Origin of the sequence: Pontibacter toksunensis, from assembly GCF_042686245.1 — a bacterium.
Taxonomy (GTDB): domain Bacteria; phylum Bacteroidota; class Bacteroidia; order Cytophagales; family Hymenobacteraceae; genus Pontibacter; species Pontibacter toksunensis.
In genome coordinates this window covers 181,361-201,498 of record NZ_JBHUOX010000008.1, presented here as the reverse complement: position 1 = coordinate 201,498, position 20,138 = coordinate 181,361, and the positions used below count along the sequence as shown (strand labels likewise).

The 20,138-nt window shown below is 44.1% G+C and carries 34 protein-coding genes; all 34 read right to left on the bottom strand.

What is annotated here, in order from left to right; genetic code table 11:
* Positions 1-197 precede the first annotated feature (197 nt).
* The 34 genes from ACFS7Z_RS12915 to fusA all read right to left on the bottom strand — a co-directional run bounded on the left by ACFS7Z_RS12915 (position 198) and on the right by fusA (position 20,137).
* Positions 198-494 (bottom strand): FtsB family cell division protein, encoded by a 297-nt coding sequence (locus ACFS7Z_RS12915; protein ID WP_377485131.1) that lies wholly within the window; start codon positions 492-494, stop codon positions 198-200.
* Positions 495-584: 90 nt separating this feature from the next.
* Positions 585-1,862, bottom strand: coding sequence for a phosphopyruvate hydratase (gene eno, locus ACFS7Z_RS12910; protein WP_377485129.1), 1,278 nt, complete (start codon positions 1,860-1,862; stop codon positions 585-587).
* 20 nt (positions 1,863-1,882) lie between these two features.
* The gene (gene carA, locus ACFS7Z_RS12905; protein ID WP_377485127.1) at positions 1,883-2,995 is read right to left on the bottom strand and encodes a glutamine-hydrolyzing carbamoyl-phosphate synthase small subunit; all 1,113 of its coding nucleotides are present in this window, start codon (positions 2,993-2,995) and stop codon (positions 1,883-1,885) included.
* 75 nt (positions 2,996-3,070) lie between these two features.
* Complete coding sequence (gene rplQ, locus ACFS7Z_RS12900) at positions 3,071-3,682, bottom strand: 50S ribosomal protein L17 (protein ID WP_377485125.1); 612 nt, start codon at positions 3,680-3,682, stop codon at positions 3,071-3,073.
* A gap of 70 nt (positions 3,683-3,752) precedes the next feature.
* Positions 3,753-4,742: a DNA-directed RNA polymerase subunit alpha gene (locus tag ACFS7Z_RS12895; protein WP_377485123.1), complete on the bottom strand. Its 990-nt coding sequence runs from the start codon at positions 4,740-4,742 to the stop codon at positions 3,753-3,755.
* Between the two features lie 37 nt (positions 4,743-4,779).
* Positions 4,780-5,385: a 30S ribosomal protein S4 gene (rpsD, locus tag ACFS7Z_RS12890; protein WP_377485121.1), complete on the bottom strand. Its 606-nt coding sequence runs from the start codon at positions 5,383-5,385 to the stop codon at positions 4,780-4,782.
* A gap of 19 nt (positions 5,386-5,404) precedes the next feature.
* Positions 5,405-5,797 (bottom strand): 30S ribosomal protein S11, encoded by a 393-nt coding sequence (rpsK, locus tag ACFS7Z_RS12885; RefSeq protein WP_377485119.1) that lies wholly within the window; start codon positions 5,795-5,797, stop codon positions 5,405-5,407.
* A gap of 9 nt (positions 5,798-5,806) precedes the next feature.
* Entirely contained in the window at positions 5,807-6,184 is a 378-nt protein-coding gene (gene rpsM, locus ACFS7Z_RS12880) for a 30S ribosomal protein S13 (RefSeq protein WP_162051646.1), read from the bottom strand.
* A gap of 12 nt (positions 6,185-6,196) precedes the next feature.
* The gene (rpmJ, locus tag ACFS7Z_RS12875; protein ID WP_071890035.1) at positions 6,197-6,313 is read right to left on the bottom strand and encodes a 50S ribosomal protein L36; all 117 of its coding nucleotides are present in this window, start codon (positions 6,311-6,313) and stop codon (positions 6,197-6,199) included.
* Positions 6,314-6,318: 5 nt separating this feature from the next.
* Positions 6,319-6,537 (bottom strand): translation initiation factor IF-1, encoded by a 219-nt coding sequence (gene infA, locus ACFS7Z_RS12870; protein ID WP_115565614.1) that lies wholly within the window; start codon positions 6,535-6,537, stop codon positions 6,319-6,321.
* Positions 6,538-7,311, bottom strand: coding sequence for a type I methionyl aminopeptidase (gene map / locus ACFS7Z_RS12865; protein WP_377485116.1), 774 nt, complete (start codon positions 7,309-7,311; stop codon positions 6,538-6,540). It lies immediately after the preceding gene.
* 3 nt (positions 7,312-7,314) lie between these two features.
* Positions 7,315-8,634: a preprotein translocase subunit SecY gene (gene secY, locus ACFS7Z_RS12860; RefSeq protein WP_377485114.1), complete on the bottom strand. Its 1,320-nt coding sequence runs from the start codon at positions 8,632-8,634 to the stop codon at positions 7,315-7,317.
* A gap of 9 nt (positions 8,635-8,643) precedes the next feature.
* Entirely contained in the window at positions 8,644-9,090 is a 447-nt protein-coding gene (rplO, locus tag ACFS7Z_RS12855; RefSeq protein ID WP_377485112.1) for a 50S ribosomal protein L15, read from the bottom strand.
* On the bottom strand, positions 9,090-9,272 hold the full coding sequence (gene rpmD / locus ACFS7Z_RS12850) for a 50S ribosomal protein L30 (protein WP_377485110.1): 183 nt from the start codon (positions 9,270-9,272) through the stop codon (positions 9,090-9,092). The genes rplO and rpmD overlap by 1 nt, the downstream gene beginning before the upstream one ends.
* Positions 9,273-9,277: 5 nt before the next feature.
* Positions 9,278-9,796, bottom strand: a complete 519-nt coding sequence (gene rpsE / locus ACFS7Z_RS12845) for a 30S ribosomal protein S5 (RefSeq protein ID WP_377485108.1) — start codon at positions 9,794-9,796, stop codon at positions 9,278-9,280.
* A gap of 5 nt (positions 9,797-9,801) precedes the next feature.
* Positions 9,802-10,149, bottom strand: coding sequence for a 50S ribosomal protein L18 (gene rplR / locus ACFS7Z_RS12840; RefSeq protein WP_377485106.1), 348 nt, complete (start codon positions 10,147-10,149; stop codon positions 9,802-9,804).
* Between the two features lie 8 nt (positions 10,150-10,157).
* Positions 10,158-10,712 (bottom strand): 50S ribosomal protein L6, encoded by a 555-nt coding sequence (rplF, locus tag ACFS7Z_RS12835; RefSeq protein ID WP_377485104.1) that lies wholly within the window; start codon positions 10,710-10,712, stop codon positions 10,158-10,160.
* Between the two features lie 15 nt (positions 10,713-10,727).
* Positions 10,728-11,126 carry a 30S ribosomal protein S8 gene (gene rpsH, locus ACFS7Z_RS12830; protein WP_377485102.1) on the bottom strand — a complete coding sequence of 133 codons (399 nt, stop codon included), beginning with the start codon at positions 11,124-11,126 and terminating at the stop codon, positions 10,728-10,730.
* A gap of 89 nt (positions 11,127-11,215) precedes the next feature.
* Positions 11,216-11,485, bottom strand: coding sequence for a 30S ribosomal protein S14 (gene rpsN, locus ACFS7Z_RS12825; protein WP_115565623.1), 270 nt, complete (start codon positions 11,483-11,485; stop codon positions 11,216-11,218).
* A 4-nt stretch (positions 11,486-11,489) separates the two neighbouring features.
* A complete protein-coding gene (gene rplE / locus ACFS7Z_RS12820) occupies positions 11,490-12,044 on the bottom strand; it encodes a 50S ribosomal protein L5 (protein ID WP_377485100.1) in 555 nt (184 codons plus the stop codon).
* A 1-nt stretch (position 12,045) separates the two neighbouring features.
* A complete protein-coding gene (rplX, locus tag ACFS7Z_RS12815) occupies positions 12,046-12,369 on the bottom strand; it encodes a 50S ribosomal protein L24 (protein ID WP_377485098.1) in 324 nt (107 codons plus the stop codon).
* An 18-nt stretch (positions 12,370-12,387) separates the two neighbouring features.
* Positions 12,388-12,756 carry a 50S ribosomal protein L14 gene (gene rplN / locus ACFS7Z_RS12810; protein ID WP_115565626.1) on the bottom strand — a complete coding sequence of 123 codons (369 nt, stop codon included), beginning with the start codon at positions 12,754-12,756 and terminating at the stop codon, positions 12,388-12,390.
* A gap of 1 nt (position 12,757) precedes the next feature.
* On the bottom strand, positions 12,758-13,015 hold the full coding sequence (rpsQ, locus tag ACFS7Z_RS12805) for a 30S ribosomal protein S17 (protein WP_377485095.1): 258 nt from the start codon (positions 13,013-13,015) through the stop codon (positions 12,758-12,760).
* 14 nt (positions 13,016-13,029) lie between these two features.
* Positions 13,030-13,230, bottom strand: coding sequence for a 50S ribosomal protein L29 (gene rpmC, locus ACFS7Z_RS12800; RefSeq protein WP_377485093.1), 201 nt, complete (start codon positions 13,228-13,230; stop codon positions 13,030-13,032).
* Between the two features lie 6 nt (positions 13,231-13,236).
* Entirely contained in the window at positions 13,237-13,656 is a 420-nt protein-coding gene (rplP, locus tag ACFS7Z_RS12795; protein ID WP_377485091.1) for a 50S ribosomal protein L16, read from the bottom strand.
* 30 nt (positions 13,657-13,686) lie between these two features.
* Positions 13,687-14,478 (bottom strand): 30S ribosomal protein S3, encoded by a 792-nt coding sequence (gene rpsC / locus ACFS7Z_RS12790; RefSeq protein WP_377485089.1) that lies wholly within the window; start codon positions 14,476-14,478, stop codon positions 13,687-13,689.
* A gap of 3 nt (positions 14,479-14,481) precedes the next feature.
* The gene (rplV, locus tag ACFS7Z_RS12785; protein ID WP_377485087.1) at positions 14,482-14,877 is read right to left on the bottom strand and encodes a 50S ribosomal protein L22; all 396 of its coding nucleotides are present in this window, start codon (positions 14,875-14,877) and stop codon (positions 14,482-14,484) included.
* A 2-nt stretch (positions 14,878-14,879) separates the two neighbouring features.
* The gene (gene rpsS, locus ACFS7Z_RS12780) at positions 14,880-15,158 is read right to left on the bottom strand and encodes a 30S ribosomal protein S19 (protein WP_377485085.1); all 279 of its coding nucleotides are present in this window, start codon (positions 15,156-15,158) and stop codon (positions 14,880-14,882) included.
* Positions 15,159-15,986 carry a 50S ribosomal protein L2 gene (gene rplB / locus ACFS7Z_RS12775; protein WP_377485083.1) on the bottom strand — a complete coding sequence of 276 codons (828 nt, stop codon included), beginning with the start codon at positions 15,984-15,986 and terminating at the stop codon, positions 15,159-15,161.
* 10 nt (positions 15,987-15,996) lie between these two features.
* Entirely contained in the window at positions 15,997-16,284 is a 288-nt protein-coding gene (gene rplW, locus ACFS7Z_RS12770; RefSeq protein ID WP_377485081.1) for a 50S ribosomal protein L23, read from the bottom strand.
* Positions 16,284-16,913 carry a 50S ribosomal protein L4 gene (gene rplD / locus ACFS7Z_RS12765; RefSeq protein ID WP_377485079.1) on the bottom strand — a complete coding sequence of 210 codons (630 nt, stop codon included), beginning with the start codon at positions 16,911-16,913 and terminating at the stop codon, positions 16,284-16,286. Before rplD ends, rplW begins: the two co-directional genes overlap by 1 nt.
* Positions 16,914-16,915: 2 nt before the next feature.
* Positions 16,916-17,536, bottom strand: a complete 621-nt coding sequence (gene rplC / locus ACFS7Z_RS12760; protein ID WP_377485077.1) for a 50S ribosomal protein L3 — start codon at positions 17,534-17,536, stop codon at positions 16,916-16,918.
* Between the two features lie 182 nt (positions 17,537-17,718).
* Entirely contained in the window at positions 17,719-18,024 is a 306-nt protein-coding gene (gene rpsJ, locus ACFS7Z_RS12755) for a 30S ribosomal protein S10 (protein WP_007654312.1), read from the bottom strand.
* A gap of 10 nt (positions 18,025-18,034) precedes the next feature.
* Positions 18,035-20,137, bottom strand: coding sequence for an elongation factor G (gene fusA, locus ACFS7Z_RS12750; protein WP_377485076.1), 2,103 nt, complete (start codon positions 20,135-20,137; stop codon positions 18,035-18,037).
* Position 20,138 lies beyond the last annotated feature (1 nt).

Genomic DNA, 20,138 nt, shown 5'->3' with positions numbered 1-20,138 from the left:
GAGGTCACTACTGTTTATCGGTGACACATGGGCACAAAGTTACAAATAATTTGGGGAGGGTTTTGTTTGTGGGGTAAGCGGTGTGGATGCAGCCCTATATAGGCTACTGTTATGTAACGTTTCGTTCAGGTAGCCCTATGATGAGACACCGCTATAGCCCCCACTCGTAATTCAGAATTAGTTATTCGTAATTAAGACTATTCTTCCTTCGTCACGATGATGAAAACGTCTTCATTCGGGCGCTTCATCAGGTACTTTTCGCGGGCAAACTTTTCCAGTAGCTCCGCATTACTCATTAGTTCTTTGCGGTCCTGCTGCACTTCCTCCATCTTTTCCAGGTAATGCTCCTTCTCCTCCTCCAGGTTGCTCAGGGTTTTATTCATCTGGTACTGCGTGATGAAATCATTGGAGTCGAAAAAGAGCATCCAGATTAAGAACAGGAAGGAAGTAATGAAATAAAAGTTGCGGAAGAACTTGGGAATGCGTCTGTACATAGCGGTAAGGTTGAAAAGTGCTTATACAAAAATAAGGCTGTGAGTCAGATAACCCACAGCCTTACCATATTTATTTTACGCTTCGTGTTCTTAGAACTTTCTTCCCGGGAAGTAAGCTACCTCACCAAGCTCCTCTTCAATGCGAAGCAGTTGGTTATACTTTGCCATACGGTCAGAGCGGGAAGCTGAACCTGTTTTGATCTGGCCTGTGTTTAGGGCAACAGCAAGGTCAGCAATGGTGTTGTCCTCTGTCTCGCCTGAACGGTGGCTCATCACGCTCTTGTATCCATGGCGTCGGCCAAGGTTAATGGCATCGATGGTCTCTGTTAGCGTACCAATCTGGTTTACTTTGATCAGGATAGAGTTAGCAATACCCTGGTCTATTCCTTGCTGCAGGCGATCCACGTTAGTTACAAAGAGGTCATCGCCTACCAGCTGTACTTTATGACCGATTTTCTCAGTCAGCTCTTTCCAGCCTTTCCAGTCATCCTCGGCCATACTGTCTTCCAGGGAAATGATCGGGTATTTATTCACCCACTCATTCCAGTAGCTCACCATTTCAGAAGAAGACAGCTTTTCGCCAGTAGACTTCTTGAAGTGGTATTTACCTGAAGAAGCATCGTAGAACTCAGAGGAGGCAGCATCCATGGCAATCATCATATCATCGCCTGGCTTGTAGCCAGCAGTTTCAATCGCCTGAAGTACCACTTCAATTGCCTCTACGTTAGAAGCAATGTTCGGAGCAAAGCCACCCTCATCGCCTACGTTTGTAGAAAGGCCTTTCTTCTTCAGTACATTCTTCAGGTGGTGGAATACCTCAGAACCCATACGCAGTGCCTCAGAGAACGACTCAGCACCAACAGGCATGATCATGAACTCCTGGAAGTCGATGGCATTGTCTGCGTGACTACCGCCATTGAGGATGTTCATCATCGGTACTGGAAGCGTGTTTGCGTTTACACCACCCACGTAGCGGTAAAGCGGCATGTTCAGCTCCTGAGCAGCAGCACGGGCAATAGCCAGTGACACACCCAGAATAGCGTTGGCGCCTAAGTTCCCTTTGTTACCAGAGCCATCCAACTCAATCATAATCTTGTCAAGCAGGTTCTGGTCATAAACCTGGAAACCTACCAGTTCTTCGGCAATTTTCTCGTTCACGTTCTGCACAGCCTGCAGTACGCCTTTGCCCATGTATTTACTCTTATCGTTATCGCGTAGCTCTACTGCTTCGTGTACGCCTGTAGATGCGCCAGATGGAACCGCAGCGCGGCCAAGTGCACCATACTCTGTAAATACATCTACCTCAACAGTAGGATTTCCTCTTGAATCGAAGATTTGTCTCGCTTTGATGTCTGTGATTAAGCTCATGTTTTGTTTCTAAAATAGTTTTACTTGATTTTACTTTGTTCTAATAGCGCTATGAAATCGTCGAACAGGTACTCCGAGTCGTGCGGGCCTGGCGATGATTCCGGGTGATATTGTACTGAAAAGGCAGGCTTTGATTTCATGCGTATTCCTTCCACAGTATTGTCATTCAGGTTAATGTGCGTTATCTCTACCTCCGGGTGATTACGCAGCTGCTCGGCATCCACTACAAAGCCGTGGTTCTGGCTTGTGATTTCAGAGCGGCCGGTGCGCAGGTTCTTTACAGGGTGATTAAGACCACGGTGGCCGTTGTGCATTTTATAGGTAGCAATACCATTTGCCTGTGCCAACATCTGGTGCCCCATGCAGATACCGAATAGCGGCTTCTGCTTCGCCAGCATTTGCTTTACGCTCTTCACGGCTATTGTCGTTGCCGCAGGGTCACCAGGTCCGTTTGAAATAAAATAGCCATCCGGGTTCCACTGCTCCATTTCTTCGAATGGAGTATCGTATGGGAACACTTTGACCTCGCAGCCGCGTGCCACCAGGTTCTTCAGGCTGTTTTGCTTCACGCCCAGGTCCAGCACCGCTACTTTGTACTTTACTTCCTCCGGACTATGCTGGTAGATACGCGGTGTGCTCACCTTTGAGGATAATTCCAATCCAGCCATAGATGGCACTTCTGCCAATTTTTTACGCAACTCCTCCAGGTCTGTTGTTTCAGAGGAAACAATTGCGTTCATGGCACCTTTGTCGCGGATGTGGCGGACAAGGGCTCTGGTGTCAATCTCACATATACCCACCACCCCTGCTTTTTCAAAATAGTCCTGTAGAGAACCTTCCGCTGTTTTCCTGGAGAAGTGACTGGAGAAGTCCTTGCATACTAGGCCGCTGATTTGCACCCTGTCTGACTCTACTTCCTGGTGTTGTACCCCATAGTTGCCTACATGCGAAACAGTGGTAACAACCATCTGCCCAAAATAGGAGGGGTCGGTGAAAATTTCCTGATAGCCGGTCATACCGGTGTTAAAGCATAGTTCGCCACCGGAGGTACCAATGCGCCCCAGACTCTTTCCTTTGTAAACGGTACCATCTTCTAAAAGAAGTATGGCTTCTGTTGAAATTTGCTTCTTCATAATACGGATTTGTTACAAAAATAAAAAAGGGACACGACTTACGTCATGTCCCTTTCAATTATTTACAAAAAAAGCTTACTGAGCATCTTTTGTCTCATCATTAGAATCAGTAGATTCTGCCGGAGCATCAGGAGTTTCAGTAGCTGCCTGCGCCTGTGCCTCAACTGCCGGAGCGGTTGTTCCTGCGTCTGTTGCCGGAACTGCTTTTGTCTCTGCTGCTGGTGCTGCAGTTGCCTCTGTGCTAGCGGCATCACTGCCTTTCTTACCACCACGTCGGCGTGTTTTCTTGGCTGCACCAGTAGCAGTAGATGCTGATGTCAGCATATCTTCGTTGTAGTCTACCAGCTCGATAACACACATCTCTGCGTTGTCACCAAGTCTGTAACCAGTTTTAAGGATCCGGGTGTAACCGCCAGGTCTGTTTGCTACTTTTACAGATACTTCATCAAAAAGCTCTTTTACAGATTCTTTGTTCTGCAGGTACGCAAAACAGGTTCTTCTTGAGTGCGTTGTATCGCTTTTAGATTTAGTCAGCAGAGGCTCCACATACTTACGCAGTGCTTTCGCCTTGGCTACTGTAGTTGAAACGCGCTTGTGAAGGATAAGGGAAGCTGCCATGTTAGACAGCATCGCCTTACGGTGTGAAGCGGTTCTTCCTAAGTGATTTACTTTTTTACCGTGTCTCATTATAGTGAATTGTGCACGTGCATACCGTCAATCAACCTTTGCAGGGATCGGGAATTATGCCGTAGATTAATTAATCTTCTTCTAATTTATACTTAGAAAGGTCCATACCGAAAATCAAGCCCTTCTCCTGAACCAGGTTCTCTAATTCTGTTAATGACTTCTTACCGAAGTTTCTGAACTTCATCATGTCTGAAATGTCCAGCTGCACAAGGTCACCAAGTGTTTTAATGTCCGCTGCTTTCAAGCAGTTATAAGCGCGAACAGATAAATCCATGTCCTGAAGAGAAGTCTTCAGCACTTTGCGCATGTGCAGTAATTCTTCGTCTACAGCCTCTTCCTCTTCCGGCTTCGCTGTTTCGAAAGTCATGGTGTTATCAGAGAACAGCATAAAATGCTGAATCAGGATATTAGCAGCACCTTTCAATGCTTCTTCGGGATGAATGGAACCGTCCGTCTGGATGTCAAGAACAAGTTTCTCGTAGTCAGTTTTCTGCTCCACACGAGTATTCTCAACACTAAACTTCACGTTTTTGATAGGTGTGTAGATGGCATCTATTGCGATTTGACCAAATACCTGCTCAGTCGGCTTGTTTTCGTCAGCGGGAACATAACCACGTCCTTTCTGAACTGTCAGTTCCACTTCGAAATTGATGCTGTTGTCCAGGTGGCAGATTACCAGCTCTGGGTTCAGCACTTCGAAGCTTGACGTGAACTTGTTTATATCACCGGCAGTGAACGTATCCTGGCCACTAAGGCTAACAGTTATTTTTTCGTCCAGTACTTCGCTCACTTTCTTCAAGCGGACCATCTTCAAGTTAAGGATAACGTCAGAGACATCCTCAACCACCCCTTCAACAGACGAGAACTCATGCAATACACCACCTATACGGATGCTTGTGATGGCGTATCCTTCTAATGATGAAAGAAGAATTCTTCTCAGAGCATTACCGATGGTTACACCGTAACCTTTTTCAAGCGGCTTGAATTCAAATAAACCATGAAAGTCGTCGGCTTTTTCCATCACAACTTTCTCTGGCATTTGAAATGCTAATATTGACATACTTGCAGTGTTAAAGGTTATAAATTGATTATGCTGCTTACTTAGAGTAAAGCTCGACGATCAGCTGCTCCTGAATTTTCTCAGGAATCTGCTCTCTGTCAGGAGTAGCCACGAACTTGCCTGCCATTTCGCTTGCATCCCACTCCAACCAGCTGAACTGACGCGCATTGCGAACAGTCAAAGAGGAAGTGATGGCCTCAAGAGACTTCGATTTCTCTCGTACCGCTACCACGTCACCTACTTTCAGGCTGTAAGAAGGAATGTTAACAATATCGCCGTTCACAAGCACGTGCTTATGCAACACAAGCTGACGGGCAGCTCTTCTTGTTGGAGCTATACCTAAACGGTAAACAGTATTATCTAATCTAGACTCCAGTAACGCTAACAAGTTCTCACCGGTGATTCCACCTTTTCTGTGAGCTTTCTCGAACAGGTTAGCGAATTGTTTTTCCAGAACACCGTATATGTACTTTGCTTTTTGCTTTTCATTCAGCTGTATAGCATATTCCGATTGCTTTTTACGACGACCGCGGCCGTGCATCCCCGGAGGGTAAGCTTTCTTCTTAAGCGCTTTGCTTGGGCCAAAAATCTCTTCGCCGAACTTTCTTGAGATTTTACTTTTAGGACCAGTATATCTTGCCATTTCTTAACTTAAATTTAAATTAAACTCTTCTGCGTTTTGGTGGACGACATCCGTTGTGCGGTAGAGGCGTAACGTCTTTAATGGAAGTTACTTCTATACCTGTGTTCTGTACAGTACGGATAGCAGACTCTCTACCTGCACCCGGTCCTTTTACAAACACCTCAGCCTTGCGCATTCCAAGGTCATAGGCAACTTTAGCGCAATCGCCAGCTGCCATCTGAGCGGCATACGGAGTGTTCTTTTTAGAACCTTTAAAGCCCATTTTACCAGCAGAAGCCCAAGATATTACCTGACCTACGTTATTGGTTACTGATATAATGATGTTATTGAAAGAAGCCTTAATGTGTACCTGACCCACTGGTTCTACAATAACTACACGCTTTTTAGCTTTATCTTTTCTTTTCTGAGCCATAATCAATTATTATTTAGCAGCTTTCTTCTTATTTGCAACTGTTTTACGCTTACCTTTTCGGGTACGTGAGTTGTTTTTGGTACGCTGTCCGCGTACTGGCAAACCCTTACGATGTCTTAACCCACGGTAGCTTCCGATGTCCATCAGACGCTTGATGTGCAACTGCACCTCAGAGCGAAGAACACCTTCAGTTTTGTGATCAGCTGCAATAATTGATCTGATCTCACCGGCTTCATCTTCTGTCCAGTCTTTTACCTTTTTGTCAAGATCCACCCCGGCTTTTGTAAGGATTCTCTGCGAAAGGTTACGACCGATACCAAAGATATAGGTCAAAGCGATTTCGCCTCTTTTGTTATCCGGAATATCTACTCCTGCAATTCTAGCCATACTATTATTTAATTATCCTTGTCTTTGTTTATATCTTGGATTCTTTTTGTTGATGACATAAAGCTTCCCCTTGCGGCGGATAACTTTACAATCAACACTTCGCTTTTTAACTGATGCTTTAACTTTCATTTTATTTATTTATATCGGTAAACAATTCTGCCTTTTGTAAGGTCGTAGGGTGACATCTCTAACTTGACTCTATCACCTGGTAAAATCTTAATGTAGTGCATTCTCATTTTACCGGAGATATGAGCAACTACCTGATGACCATTTTCAAGCTCAACTCTAAACATGGCGTTAGACAAAGCTTCAATTATAGTTCCGTCTTGCTCTATGGACGACTGTTTTGCCATTTATGATTTGTTTGCTGCTTCTATATAATCAAATGTTGTTAAAATCTCAGCCTTGTCCTTACGCACCACAACGGTATGCTCGAAATGGGCAGAAGGTTTTTTGTCTTTCGTTCTAATCGTCCAACCGTCGTCCTCCTGCACAATGTGCCGGGTCCCCTGGTTAACCATCGGCTCAATGGCAATAACCAAACCATTCTGAAGTTTGATGCCCTGCCCGCGACGGCCATAGTTTGGTACTTCGGGAGATTCATGTAAATTGTGACCGATACCATGGCCGACAAGTTCCCTGACTACACCGTAGCCATGCGCTTCGGCATGCTCCTGTATGGTGTAGCTTATATCTCCTAGTCTGGAACCTACTGTTGCTTTCTCTATCCCTTTATAAAGCGACTCTTTTGTCACTTTCAAGAGGTCATTTACCTCTTCCGAAACATTGCCCACAGCATGAGTATAAGCACAGTCGCTGTGGAACCCCTTGTAGTAAACACCTGCATCAACAGAAATTATATCTCCATCGTTCAAAATGTATTCACTAGGAAAGCCATGTACAACAGTAGCATTTACTGATATACACAGGCTATAGGGAAACCCATTATAGTTTAAGAAGGATGGCTGGCCACCATTATCTTTGATAAACTCCTCTGCGCGTTTATCTAACGATTTTGTAGTAACACCTTCCTTTATAAGACGAGCAATTTCGCCATGTGCTTTGCTTAATATCAAAGCACTCTGGCGAATTAGCTCAATTTCTTCTTCCGTTTTATAATTAATCATTTATTAAGATGCCATGGTAGGTATGGTCTCAGTTCTGCCGCGTAGCTTTCCTGATTTCATCATACCATCATAGTGACGCATAAGCAGATAGCTTTCTACTTGCTGCAGGGTATCGAGCACAACACCAACCATGATGATGAGCGAGGTACCACCGAAGAACTGTGAAAACTCTCTTGTTACACCTAATAGCATAGCTATGGAAGGGAAAATTGCAACAAGCGCCAGGTAAATAGCACCTGGAAGAGTAATTCGGGTCAGAATGGTGTCGATGTATTCAGAGGTTGCTCTTCCCGGCTTAACACCAGGTATAAAACCACCGCTTCTCTTCAGGTCATCTGCAATCTGGTTTGGGTTAACACTGATAGCGGTGTAGAAGTATGTAAACACCAAAATCAGGAGACCAAACACCAGGTTGTACTGCCACGAGGTGAAATCTGAGAAAGTAGCTCCAATGTAGTTCGCCGTTTCGCTTGTGTCAGACCAGATAGACGCTACCATAGAAGGTAAAAACATCAAAGACTGCGCGAAAATGATTGGCATTACACCTGCTGCGTTAACCTTAAGTGGTATGAACTGACGCTGACCACTATAAAGAGAACTACCGCCTACCTGCTTAGCATACTGAACAGGAATTCTTCTGATAGCTTGCGTCAGCATGACAACAGACATCACCACGAAGAACAGAACAAACATTTCAAATAAGAACAACAGGGCGCCATTCAGCTGTTTAGACAAAGCTTCAGCGAAAATAGCCCCTGGGAATCGGGAAATAATACCGATCATAATCAGCATGGAGATACCGTTACCGATACCTTTGTCTGTTATTTTCTCACCCAGCCACATACAGAAGATAGTACCGGATGTCAGTACAATCATGGATGTAATGGTGAATAGGGTCTGGTTGATAACTATCGCTTCAGCATTAAGTGTGGCAACAAAGCCAACTGCTTGGGCTAAAGTGATAATAATGGTAAGAACTCGGGTGATTTGGTTGATTTTCTTTCTACCAGACTCACCCTCCTTCTGCATTTTTTGAAAATAAGGAACAGCAATCGTTAATAGCTGCAATACAATCGAAGCGGAAATGTAAGGCATGATACCTAACGCAAAGATAGATGCATTGCTAAATGCTCCACCAAGGAATGTATCTAACAAACCAAACAGGCCACCTGTGTTGGCCTCCAGCTGGTTAGGATCAACACCAGGTAAAACAACAAAAGAACCAAGTCTGAATATTGCAATGAAGAATAGAGTGTTAAAGATCCTCACTCTAAGGTCTTCAATCGCAAAAATGTTCTTAATAGTTGTTATAAACTTCTTCATACCGATCGATTAGAGCGCTACTGTTTTACCGCCTGCTTTTTCTATGGATGATGATGCAGTTCCAGAGAATGCATGGGCATGTACTTCTACAGCTTTGTTCAACTCTCCTCTGCCTAATATTTTAACTTTATCATTTTTCTGAACCAATCCGTGTGCTTTGAAGAAATCAAAGTTGAAAACTGTTTCATTTCCAGATTCAGCCAAAGACTGTAAAACGTCTAAGTTGATAGCTTTATACTCAACACGGTTAATGTTTTTGAAGCCATACTTAGGTACACGTCTCTGAAGTGGCATCTGACCACCTTCGAATCCGGATTTCTGTGAATAACCAGAGCGGGATTTAGCACCTTTATGACCACGTGTGGATGTTCCACCCTTACCTGATCCAGTACCTCTACCTATTCTTTTTCTGGTCTTAACAGCACCTTCTGCAGGTTTTAAAGAATTTAAGTACATTATTGAAAGTCTTTAACTTCTACTAAACTGTGAACTTTTTTTAACATACCAGCAATCTGAGGAGTTAGTTCAACAGATACTGATTTGCTTATTTTTCCTAAACCAAGGGCCTTCATAGTGGCCTTCTGGTCTTTCGGACGGTCAATGATACTCTTAACCTGAGTGATAGTTACTTTAGCCATTTCAATTATCCGTTGAATACTTTCTGTAAATTAACACCACGTTGCTGCGCAACAGCCAAAGGATCACGCATTTTAGAAAGAGCGTCGAAAGTTGCCTTAACCACGTTGTGTGGGTTAGAAGAACCTTTAGACTTGCAAAGTACATCTTTTATACCAGCACTCTCCAATACAGCACGCATCGCACCACCGGCAATTACACCGGTACCGGCAGCAGCTGGCTTGATAAGTACAAAACCGCCAGAGTATTTACCCTCCATTGGGTGTGGTACTGTGCTATGGTAAATCGGAACCTTTACCAGGTTCTTCTTCGCATCGTCAATTCCTTTTGCAATTGCATCCGTTACCTCGTTAGCTTTACCTAGTCCGTAACCCACAACGCCGTTTCCGTCGCCAACTACAACGATGGCTGCGAAACTGAATCTTCTACCACCTTTAACAACTTTGGCAACACGGTTAATGGCTACTACTCTCTCTTTTAGTTCGATTTCGCTCGCCTTTACGCTTCGTATATTATTCTTCAACATAATTTTTAGAATTTAAGGCCAGCTTCACGAGCACCTTCTGCCAATGATTTTACTTTACCGTGATAGAGGTAACCAGAGCGGTCGAACACTACTTCAGAGATACCTTGAGAAATTGCTTTCTCAGCAATCTCCTTACCTACTCTACCGGCAGTTTCCACATTTGCTTTTGCATCATCAAGTTTCATGGAAGAGGCAGCTGCTAGTGTCACACCAGTAGTATCATCGATTAGCTGTGCATAAATTCCTTTGTTACTGCGAAACACAGACAATCTTGGCCTTGCAGAAGTACCAGAAATTTTGTTTCTGATACCTCTTTTGATTCTTAGTCTTCTTGTAATCTTATTAGTAGACATGATGATGATTATTTAGATGCTGTCTTACCAGCTTTTCTTCTGATAACTTCACCTACGAAGCGGATACCTTTACCTTTGTATGGCTCTACTTTACGCAGTGATCTGATTTTAGCAGCAACCTGGCCTAACAACTGCTTGTCATTGCTTTCAAGCGAGATGATGGGGTTCTTACCTTTCTCTGTTACAGCTGTTGCGGTAACGCCATCAGGCAAGCTCAGGAAGATGTTATGAGAGTATCCAAGAGAAAGCTCCAGAATAGAACCTACCATGGATGCTTTGTAACCTACACCTACTAATTCAAGTCTCTCTCTGTAACCTTCTGTTACACCTACCACCATGTTGTTGATAAGCGAACGGTACAGACCGTGCATCGCCTTGTGACGCTTCTGCTCGGTAGGGCGCTCTACAACAAGCGTATTATCCTGCTGCTTCACGATGATGTCTTTGTCTACAGGAGTAGACAAAGAACCCTTTGGCCCCTTTACCGTAACAAGATTGTTATCAGCAACAGTGATTTCTATATTGCCTGGCAGGGTGATTGGCAATTTTCCTATACGTGACATTGTCTATCCTCCTAATTAATAAACGTAACACAACACCTCGCCACCAATTTTCAGTGACTTGGCTTCTTTCTCTGTCATTACGCCTTGGGAAGTAGACAATATCGCAATGCCTAAACCATTCAGTACACGTGGCAGGTTTTCGCTTCCGGCGTATTTACGCAGCCCTGGCTTACTTACCCTATCAATTTTCACAATAGCAGATTGCTTGGTGTTAGGGTTGTACTTCAGAGCTATCTTGATTGTACCTTGTACCGCAGAGTCTTCAAACTTATAACTCTGGATGTACCCTTTGTCGTACAATACCTTTGTAATCTCTTTTTTTATGTTGCTAGATGGTATTTCAACTATTCTATGGTTCGCCTTGATAGCGTTACGCACTCTAGTTAAATAATCTGCTATTGGATCTGTGTTCATTCTGATTTAATAAAATAACGTATGCTTTATCCAAGCGAGGGGCAAAGATACTAATATCTTTTGATGATTCTTAATATGTTAAGAAAAATTTACCAGCTCGACTTTGTTACACCAGGAATTTTACCCATAACAGCCAACTCTCTGAAAACAACGCGGGAGATACCAAATTTCCTCATGTATCCTCTTGGTCTTCCAGACAGTTTGCAACGGTTATGAAGTCTCACAGGGGAAGCATTGCGGGGCAGTTTGTCCAGCGCCTCGTAATCTCCGTTTGCTTTAAGTTCAGCTCTTTTGGTAGCGTATTTAGCTACTGCCTTCTGTCTTTTAAGCTCTCTTGCTTTTACTGATTCTTTTGCCATTTTCTTATTTCTTAACGTTCATGAAAGGCATTCCGAATGCTTTCAACAACTCGTAGCTTTCTTCGTCTGTGTTAGCTGTCGTAACAAAAGTAATGTCCATACCAGTGATGGCTTTTACTTTATCGATGCTGATCTCAGGGAAGATGATCTGCTCTTTCACACCTAATGTATAGTTACCACGGCCATCGAAGCCTTTGTCGTTTACACCTCTGAAGTCACGTACACGTGGAAGTGCAATTGTCAGCAAACGGTCCAGGAACTCATACATCTTCTCACCCCTCAGCGTTACGCGGGCGCCGATAGGCATTCCCTCACGCAGTTTGAAGTTCGAAACAGATTTCTTCGCAATTGTTGCTACTGCTTTCTGCCCGGTGATGGTAGTTAGTTCATCAACACCGATATCAACCAGTTTCTTATCAGACACGGCAGCACCGATGCCTTTATTGATTGAAATCTTAGTGATTTTAGGCACCTGCATGATGTTCTTGTACTGGAACTTCTCACGTAAGGCAGGCACTACCTCATTCTGATATTTTTCTTTAAATCTTGTAGTTGCCATCTTAGATTACCTCCCCTGTCTTTTTAGAGTAACGCTCTGATTTACCTTCGCTGTTTTTTCTAGTCGCCGCTTTAGTTGCTTCACCTGTCTTAGGATCTACAAGCACCACATTGCTGGCATGTATAGGAGCTTCTACCTTGCTAATGCCACCCTGAGGGTTTTGAGCACTTGGCTTGGCATGCTTGGTTACTAAGTTTAAGCCTTCTATAGTTACTTTCTGCTTTTCTAGATTAACTGCGGTTATACGGCCGGTTTTGCCGCGCTCATCACCGGCAATCACTTTAACTGTATCGCCAGTTTTTACATGAAGTTTTTTCTTATTCATTTTAATCTGAATTAATGGTTATAGAACTTCAGGCGCTAACGAAACAATCTTCATGAATTGCTTTTCACGAAGTTCACGTGCAACAGGGCCGAAGATACGCGTACCCCGTGGCTCGTTGTTCGCGTTTAGAAGAACGGCAGCGTTGTCGTCGAAACGAATGTACGATCCGTCTTTTCTTCTAATCTCTTTCTTAGTTCTTACAATAACTGCTTTAGAAACAGTTCCTTTTTTTATGTTACCGGAAGAAAGAGCTGACTTTACAGTTACAACAATTTTATCGCCTATGGAGGCATACTTCTTACCGGTACCGCCTAAAACACGGATGCAAAGAACTTCTTTGGCACCGCTGTTGTCAGCTACAGATAGTCTTGATTCCTGCTGTATCATCTTATTTCGCTCTTTCTATTATTTCTACTAAACGCCAGTTCTTATTCTTGCTAAGCGGACGTGTTTCTTGGATGCGAACAGTGTCTCCAATGTTGCAGTCATTGTTCTCGTCGTGCGCCATGAACTTGGTGGACTTCTTTAGAAACTTACCGTAAATCGGGTGCTTCATTTTGCTTTCCACAAGCACCGTGATAGACTTGTTCATCTTGTTGCTAACAACTCTACCGCTTCTTTCTTTTCTTAGATTTCTCTCTTCCATGATAGTATTTGGTCTTAAGAGTTAGCTGCTATTTCACGACTGCGTTTTTCCGTATTCAGCCTGGCGATGGTGCGCTTGGACTCACGGATTTTCATGGGGTTCTCCAAAGGAGATATGGCATGTGCAAAACGGAGGTTCTGCATATTGGCGCGCTCAGTGTTTAGCCTTTCGTTCAGCTCTTCTGAAGACAAAGCTTTGATCTCTGAATTTTTCATTTTTAATTATCCAACGTAATCTCTACGTACAACAAATTTTGTTCTTACCGGCAGCTTCTGAGCGGCCAGCCTCAACGACTCCTTGGCCACTTCCAAAGTAACGCCATCAGATTCGAACATGATGGTTCCGGGCTTCACTACGGCTACCCAATACTCCGGAGAACCTTTACCCTTACCCATACGAACCTCTGCAGGCTTCTTGGTGATAGGCTTGTCAGGGAAAATGCGGATCCATACCTGACCTTCACGCTTCATTGCTCTCGTCATCGCGATACGAGCGGCCTCAATCTGGCGGCTGGTAATCCAGGTCGCCTCCAGTGATTTAATTGCGAAAGAACCAAATGAAATAGTACTGCCTCTATGAGCCAGACCTTTCACGCGGCCTTTTTGCATTTTTCTATATTTAGTCCTTTTAGGCTGTAACATTTTCTAAAACGTATTAATGTTAACAATCAATTATTGACGACGCTTGTTGCGGTTGCCACCACGTTTGTCACCACCACCGGCGCCATCCGCTTTTTTGTTGCGGTTGCCTCCGCGTCTGTCATTACCACCACCGGCACTTGGGCCACTAGGTCCTCCTTTGCCGCTTTCTAAACCAGCGTTAGGAGTCAGATCTCTCTTGCCGTAAACTTCGCCTTTGAAGATCCATACCTTGATACCCAGTTTACCATATACTGTCTGTGCTTCTGACAGAGCGTAGTCGATATCTGCACGTAGCGTGTGAAGAGGCGTTCTACCTTCCTTGTAATGCTCCGTTCTTGCCATTTCAGCACCGCCCAAGCGGCCTGAAACCTGCACTTTGATACCTTCAGCTCCTACACGAAGTGCAGACGCGATAGCTTGTTTCATGGCACGGCGGAAAGAGATACGGGCCTGCAGCTGCTGCGCGATTGACTCGCCTACCAGCTTGGCATCCAGCTCAGGGCGCTTAATCTCAAAGATATTGATTTGGATATCTTTGTTCGTAAGCTTCTTAAGCTCTTCCTTGATCTTGTCTACTTCCGCTCCGCCTTTACCAATAACAACACCTGGTCTAGCTGTGTTAACAGTAATCGTGATGCGCTTCAACGTTCTCTCAATAATGATTTTAGAGATACCGCCTTTTGGAATACGCGCTAGTATATATTTTCTGATTTTCTCGTCTTCAATCAGCTTATCAGCGAAATCTTTGCCGCCATACCAGTTAGAATCCCAACCTTTGATAATGCCGAGTCGAAAACCGATTGGATTTACTTTCTGTCCCATTTCTTACTTGTTGGCTTTTTTAGATTTCTTTGATTGCTGTTGTTCAACTTGCTCTTCCGTCATGCTGTCGATGATAACCGTAACATGGTTGGAACGCTTTCTGATGCGGTGTCCACGTCCTTGTGGAGCCGGGCGCAGGCGCTTCAGCATTCTTCCTTCGTCCACGAAGATTTCCCTGATATAAAGATTTGCATCTTCGATACGGGCATCTTCGTTTTTCTGCTGCCAGTTAGACAGAGCAGACAAAAGAAGCTTTTCAAGTTTTTCTGAACCAGAGTTTGCCTCAAACTTCAATAAATTAAGGGCTCTTGCTACGCTTTTGCCGCGTATCAAGCCAGCTACTAATCTCATTTTGCGAGGAGAAGTAGGCACATTTTGTAATCTTGCTACTGCTTCCATGATTATCGCTTGCCTTTATCTTTTTTAGCAACGTGACCGCGGAAGTTTCTGGTTGGGGCAAACTCACCGAGCTTATGACCTACCATGTTTTCCGTCACATATACCGGAATAAATTTATTACCATTGTGAACTGCGAAGGTATGACCTACAAAATCCGGGGAGATCATGGATCTGCGCGACCAGGTTTTGATAACAGTCTTCTTGTTACCCTCGTTCATTACGTTCACTTTTCTTTCGAGCCTATAGTCAATGTAAGGCCCTTTTTTTAATGATCTAGCCATTTATTTCTTCTTTCCTCTATTAACTATAAGCTGTTCTGAATACTTGTTCTTGTTGCGGGTTTTCATACCTTTTGCATACAAGCCCTTACGTGAGCGTGGGTGACCGCCTGAAGACTTACCTTCACCACCACCCATAGGGTGATCGACAGGGTTCATGGCAACACCACGTACGCGAGGTCGTTTTCCTAACCATCTGTTTCGCCCTGCTTTACCAAGGTTAATATTCATATGGTCGGAGTTAGAAACAGTACCTACAGTAGCTACACAATTTACTAACACCATTCTAAGCTCACCTGAAGGAAGCTTGATGGTAGCATAACGAGCTTCACGGGCAACTAACTGCGCGTAAGATCCGGCGCTTCTTGCTAGTACCGCACCAGCACCTGGCTGCAGCTCAATGTTATGGATAATTGTACCTAGAGGAATCTCAGATAGAGGAAGGCAATTACCTACTTCCGGAGCAATACCTGGTCCTGAGTTAACTACAGTACCAACCTGTATGCCGGCAGGAGCGATGATGTAAGTTTTCTCTCCGTCAGCGTAATGAAGCAGCGCGATACGTGCCGTTCTGTTCGGATCGTACTCGATCGTCTTAACAGTTGCCGGAACACCGTGCTTTGTACGCTTGAAATCGATTAATCTGTATCTCTTCTTATGACCGCCGCCTGTATAGCGCATGGTCATCTTACCTGAGTTGTTACGTCCACCAGATTTTTTGATAGGTGCCAACAAAGATTTTTCTGGAGTAGATGTTGTTACCTCCTCGAAAGAAGGGGCTACTCTAAATCTTTGACCTGGTGTTGTTGGTCTTAACTTTTTTAAAGCCATTTTAACTTAATTATATGCCGCTGTAAAAGTCTATTACTTCGCCCTCTTTCAGGGTTACTATTGCTTTTTTGATCAAAGAGGTACGACCACTAACAGCTCCGGACTTGGTATACTTTGTTTTTGTTTTACCAATAGAGCGCATGGTAGCTACTTTAACAACAGTAACTCCGTACATTTTCTCAATTGTCTTTCTGATTTCTACTTTATTGGCGTTTCTATGCACCTCAAAAGCATATTTACCTACCTCATTCAGGGCAGCAAATTTTTCAGTGATGATGGGTCTTTTCAGAACGTTCATTATTTCGCGCTAAAGAGGTTTTCTAATAGATTAACAGAATCCTCAACTAATAACAACTTCTGTGTATTCAACAGGTCGTATGTGTTAAGGTCGCTTGCTGTAGCAACTTTCACCTTTGGCAGGTTTCTGCCAGAAAGTACAATGTTCTTATCAGCAGCCGGCAACACCAACAACGTTTTACCGTTTGACTGCAGGTTGTTCAGGATTCCTTTGAACTCGCTTGTCTTGGGAGCATCTAAAGAGAAAGCCTCTACTAGCGCTACCTGGTTGTTGCGTGCTAAAAGAGAAAGAGCAGAAAGACGCGCAACTCTCTTCAGCTTCTTGTTCAGCTTGAAAGAATAGTCTCTTGGCTTAGGACCGAACACACGGCCACCACCAACAAAAAGAGGTGACTTGATGCTACCCGCTCGGGCACCACCGGTACCTTTTTGTTTCTTTATCTTTTTAGTAGAACCTGCTACTTCTGCGCGCTCTTTTGATTTGTGTGTACCTTGTCTCTGGTTAGCCAGGTACTGTTTAACGTCAAGATACATTGCATGCTCGTTTGGCTCTAGTCCAAACACAGCATCAGAAAGTGTTACCTTTCTGCCTGTATCCTCACCTTTAATATTTAATACAGAAAGCTCCATTTTTATTTCTCAATTAACACGTAAGAATTTTTGGCACCTGGTACAGAGCCACTAACTACCAAAAGGTTTTTGTCTGCAATAACACGCAACACAGTAAGGTTTTCAATCTTCACTCTGTTTCCGCCTGTTCTACCAGCCATTCGCATACCTTTGAATACTCTTGAAGGCCATGAAGCAGCACCGATTGAACCTGGGTGCCTTGCCCTGTTATGCTGACCATGTGTCTGTCCGCCAACACCAGCAAAACCATGACGCTTTACAACACCTTGGAAACCTTTACCTTTTGATGTTCCTACAATATCGATGAATTCTCCTTCAACGAACAGGTTTACATCAACAGTCTCTCCCAGTGTGTGAGAAGCACCTTCTTCGATTGTAAACTCTGCTACCTTTTTTGCTGGAGCTGTATTAGCTTTCTTGTAGTGTCCGGCCTCCGCCTTCGTTACTCTCTTCAGCTTCTTCTCGCCGTAGGCAAGCTGTACGGCTTCATAGCCATCCGTCTCGACTGTCTTCACCTGAGTAACTACACATGGGCCAGCTTGAATTATTGTAACTGGTGTGTATTTACCATCTGCTGTGAAGAGGCTTGTCATTCCGATTTTTTTACCGATAATTCCAGGCATTCAACTAATTTTTTAAAAGATGGATATATAATATTGTTTCCCCTCAGTTTTCTAAGGGAGTGCAAAGTTAAGAATTTATTTTTTCTTTCAATAGCATTCATCTAAAATATTTATGAATCATACAGTTATAAAAAAAGAGAACCGATTTCTCAGTTCTCTTTTTCAATTGGTTCCTGTATTTATCAAACTTTGATTTCTACATCTACTCCGCTAGGCAGCTCAAGTTTCATCAACGCATCTACTGTTTTAGAACTGGTGGAATAGATATCTACCAAACGCTTGTAAGTGCAAAGCTGGAACTGCTCACGAGACTTCTTGTTCACGTGTGGTGAACGTAGTACAGTGAATTTATCCTTCTCAGTTGGAAGTGGAATCGGTCCGCTTACGATAGCACCAGTAGCCTTTACAGCTTTCACAATCTTCTCAGAAGACTTGTCTACCAGGTTGTGGTCGTAAGACTTTAGTTTAATTCTTATTTTCTGATTCATTATTTTACTACTATTTAGCTGCAGTTCCTTTTAATTTGGCAATGATGGCATCTGCTAATCCCTGCGGCACCTGCTCGTAATGTGAGAAAGTAAGTGATGCAGTAGCTCTACCAGAAGTAATGGTTCTCAGGTCAGTTACATAACCGAACAGTTCAGAAAGCGGAACATCGGCCTTCACTACTGAAGAAGTCCCTTTTGTATCCATACCTTTCATCAGACCTCTTCTTCTGTTCAGGTCACCTGTAACAGGACCAGTGTACTCATCAGGAGTCACTACGTCTACTGCCATGATTGGCTCAAGAAGCTTAGGAGCACACTGCTTACCTGCCTCTTTGAAGCCTTGACGGGCAGCTAATTCAAATGATAAGGCATCGGAGTCAACATCGTGGAATGAACCATGGAACAGACGCACTTTCATTGAGTCGATTGGGAAGCCAGCCAGGATACCGTTCTTCATGGCTTCTTCGAACCCTTTCTGAACAGCCGGAATGAATTCGCGTGGAATAACACCACCAACAATCGCATTCTCAAATTCCAGTCCCTGCTTGCCATCCTCACGTGGTCCCATGTTGAACACGATGTCGGCAAACTTACCACGACCACCTGACTGCTTCTTGAATACCTCACGGTGCTCAACAGTTTTCGTGATAGTCTCTTTGTAAGCTACCTGTGGTGCACCCTGGTTCAACTCAACCTTAAACTCGCGCTTCATACGGTCGATGATGATCTCCAGGTGAAGCTCACCCATACCTCTCAGGATAGTCTGACCAGTTTCCTCGTCAGTGTTCACCTGCAGTGTCGGGTCTTCCTCCACAAGCTTGGCAATAGCCATACCCATCTTATCAGAGTCAGCCTGTGTTTTAGGCTCAATAGCGTATCCGATTACCGGCTCAGGGAAGTCCATAGACTCGAGAACGATCTTTGCGTTTTGCTCGCAAAGTGTATCTCCTGTCTTAATGTCCTTGAAACCAACAACGGCAGCAATATCACCAGCAGCCAGTCTTTCAATCTGGTTCTGCTTGTTAGCGTGCATCTGGAAGATTCGTGAAATACGTTCTTTGTTGCCAGAGCGTGTGTTGAAGATATAAGAACCAGACTCCAGTACACCAGAGTAAGCTCTTACGAAGCATAGACGACCTACATAAGGGTCAGTAGCAATTTTGAAAGCAAGACCAGCAAATGGCTCTGTCTCACTTGGCTTACGTGCTACTTCAGCACCTGTATCTGGGTTGATACCGGTGATGCTTTCTTTATCCATTGGTGACGGGCAAAGTGCCATCACATAGTCAAGCATTGTCTGCACGCCTTTGTTCTTGAAAGAAGAACCACATAGCATTGGCACAATGGCCATGTCAATCGTAGCGGCACGAAGAGCTGCGATGATTTCATCTTCAGTGATGGACTCCGGATCTTCGAAGTATTTCTCCATCAATCTGTCATCGTAATCTGCTACTGCTTCCAGAAGTTTCTCTCTGTACTCAGCTGCTTCTTCTACCATGTCATCCGGAATCGGAACTTCAGTAAATGTCATCCCTTTGTCTTCTTCGTTCCAGATGATACCACGGTTGTTTACCAGGTCCACAACTCCTTTGAAGTTGTCTTCAGCACCTATAGGTAACTGAAGCGCTACAGCGTTACTACCAAGCATCTCCTTCACCTGCTTACAAACAGCTAGGAAGTCAGCGCCTGATCGGTCCATTTTGTTAACGAAACCGATACGGGCTACTTTGTAGTTATCAGCAAGACGCCAGTTCGTCTCAGACTGTGGCTCCACCCCGTCCACTGCACTGAAAAGGAACACCAGACCATCCAGTACACGCAGGGAGCGGTTTACCTCAACGGTAAAGTCCACGTGACCTGGTGTGTCAATGATGTTGATGTGGTACTCCTGTCCTCTGTAAGGCCATTTTACTGTAGTTGCAGCAGAGGTAATGGTAATTCCACGCTCCTGCTCCTGCTCCATCCAGTCCATTGTTGCAGCGCCATCATGCACTTCACCAATTTTGTGGCTTACACCAGCATAGTATAATATTCGTTCGGTCGTAGTGGTCTTACCGGCATCAATGTGCGCGGCAATACCAATATTCCGTGTGTATTTTAAGTCTCTTGCCATT

What these genes read in the sequence shown, in the direction of transcription:
- map (WP_377485116.1), bottom strand. Translation starts at nt 7,311, where the DNA reads ATGATTAATTATAAAACGGAAGAAGAAATTGAGCTAATTCGCCAGAGT.
- carA (WP_377485127.1), bottom strand. Translation starts at nt 2,995, where the DNA reads ATGAAGAAGCAAATTTCAACAGAAGCCATACTTCTTTTAGAAGATGGT.
- rpsM (WP_162051646.1), bottom strand. Translation starts at nt 6,184, where the DNA reads ATGGCTAGAATTGCAGGAGTAGATATTCCGGATAACAAAAGAGGCGAA.
- rpsS (WP_377485085.1), bottom strand. Translation starts at nt 15,158, where the DNA reads ATGGCTAGATCATTAAAAAAAGGGCCTTACATTGACTATAGGCTCGAA.
- rplP (WP_377485091.1), bottom strand. Translation starts at nt 13,656, where the DNA reads ATGTTACAGCCTAAAAGGACTAAATATAGAAAAATGCAAAAAGGCCGC.
- rplF (WP_377485104.1), bottom strand. Translation starts at nt 10,712, where the DNA reads ATGTCACGTATAGGAAAATTGCCAATCACCCTGCCAGGCAATATAGAA.
- rplB (WP_377485083.1), bottom strand. Translation starts at nt 15,986, where the DNA reads ATGGCTTTAAAAAAGTTAAGACCAACAACACCAGGTCAAAGATTTAGA.
- rpsE (WP_377485108.1), bottom strand. Translation starts at nt 9,796, where the DNA reads ATGTTGAAGAATAATATACGAAGCGTAAAGGCGAGCGAAATCGAACTA.
- rplX (WP_377485098.1), bottom strand. Translation starts at nt 12,369, where the DNA reads ATGAATAAGAAAAAACTTCATGTAAAAACTGGCGATACAGTTAAAGTG.
- rpsD (WP_377485121.1), bottom strand. Translation starts at nt 5,385, where the DNA reads ATGGCAAGATATACTGGTCCTAAAAGTAAAATCTCAAGAAAGTTCGGC.
- secY (WP_377485114.1), bottom strand. Translation starts at nt 8,634, where the DNA reads ATGAAGAAGTTTATAACAACTATTAAGAACATTTTTGCGATTGAAGAC.
- eno (WP_377485129.1), bottom strand. Translation starts at nt 1,862, where the DNA reads ATGAGCTTAATCACAGACATCAAAGCGAGACAAATCTTCGATTCAAGA.
- rplN (WP_115565626.1), bottom strand. Translation starts at nt 12,756, where the DNA reads ATGATACAGCAGGAATCAAGACTATCTGTAGCTGACAACAGCGGTGCC.
- rplW (WP_377485081.1), bottom strand. Translation starts at nt 16,284, where the DNA reads ATGAACGTTCTGAAAAGACCCATCATCACTGAAAAATTTGCTGCCCTG.
- rplE (WP_377485100.1), bottom strand. Translation starts at nt 12,044, where the DNA reads ATGGCAACTACAAGATTTAAAGAAAAATATCAGAATGAGGTAGTGCCT.
- rpmC (WP_377485093.1), bottom strand. Translation starts at nt 13,230, where the DNA reads ATGAAAAATTCAGAGATCAAAGCTTTGTCTTCAGAAGAGCTGAACGAA.
- rpsH (WP_377485102.1), bottom strand. Translation starts at nt 11,126, where the DNA reads ATGAACACAGATCCAATAGCAGATTATTTAACTAGAGTGCGTAACGCT.
- rpsJ (WP_007654312.1), bottom strand. Translation starts at nt 18,024, where the DNA reads ATGAATCAGAAAATAAGAATTAAACTAAAGTCTTACGACCACAACCTG.
- rplR (WP_377485106.1), bottom strand. Translation starts at nt 10,149, where the DNA reads ATGTCTACTAATAAGATTACAAGAAGACTAAGAATCAAAAGAGGTATC.
- fusA (WP_377485076.1), bottom strand. Translation starts at nt 20,137, where the DNA reads ATGGCAAGAGACTTAAAATACACACGGAATATTGGTATTGCCGCGCAC.
- rplD (WP_377485079.1), bottom strand. Translation starts at nt 16,913, where the DNA reads ATGGAGCTTTCTGTATTAAATATTAAAGGTGAGGATACAGGCAGAAAG.
- rpsK (WP_377485119.1), bottom strand. Translation starts at nt 5,797, where the DNA reads ATGGCTCAGAAAAGAAAAGATAAAGCTAAAAAGCGTGTAGTTATTGTA.
- rpsQ (WP_377485095.1), bottom strand. Translation starts at nt 13,015, where the DNA reads ATGGAAGAGAGAAATCTAAGAAAAGAAAGAAGCGGTAGAGTTGTTAGC.
- ACFS7Z_RS12915 (WP_377485131.1), bottom strand. Translation starts at nt 494, where the DNA reads ATGTACAGACGCATTCCCAAGTTCTTCCGCAACTTTTATTTCATTACT.
- rplC (WP_377485077.1), bottom strand. Translation starts at nt 17,536, where the DNA reads ATGCCTGGAATTATCGGTAAAAAAATCGGAATGACAAGCCTCTTCACA.
- rpmD (WP_377485110.1), bottom strand. Translation starts at nt 9,272, where the DNA reads ATGGCTAAAGTAACTATCACTCAGGTTAAGAGTATCATTGACCGTCCG.
- rpsN (WP_115565623.1), bottom strand. Translation starts at nt 11,485, where the DNA reads ATGGCAAAAGAATCAGTAAAAGCAAGAGAGCTTAAAAGACAGAAGGCA.
- rpmJ (WP_071890035.1), bottom strand. Translation starts at nt 6,313, where the DNA reads ATGAAAGTTAAAGCATCAGTTAAAAAGCGAAGTGTTGATTGTAAAGTT.
- rplV (WP_377485087.1), bottom strand. Translation starts at nt 14,877, where the DNA reads ATGGAAGCAGTAGCAAGATTACAAAATGTGCCTACTTCTCCTCGCAAA.
- rplO (WP_377485112.1), bottom strand. Translation starts at nt 9,090, where the DNA reads ATGTACTTAAATTCTTTAAAACCTGCAGAAGGTGCTGTTAAGACCAGA.
- rpsC (WP_377485089.1), bottom strand. Translation starts at nt 14,478, where the DNA reads ATGGGACAGAAAGTAAATCCAATCGGTTTTCGACTCGGCATTATCAAA.
- infA (WP_115565614.1), bottom strand. Translation starts at nt 6,537, where the DNA reads ATGGCAAAACAGTCGTCCATAGAGCAAGACGGAACTATAATTGAAGCT.
- rplQ (WP_377485125.1), bottom strand. Translation starts at nt 3,682, where the DNA reads ATGAGACACGGTAAAAAAGTAAATCACTTAGGAAGAACCGCTTCACAC.
- ACFS7Z_RS12895 (WP_377485123.1), bottom strand. Translation starts at nt 4,742, where the DNA reads ATGTCAATATTAGCATTTCAAATGCCAGAGAAAGTTGTGATGGAAAAA.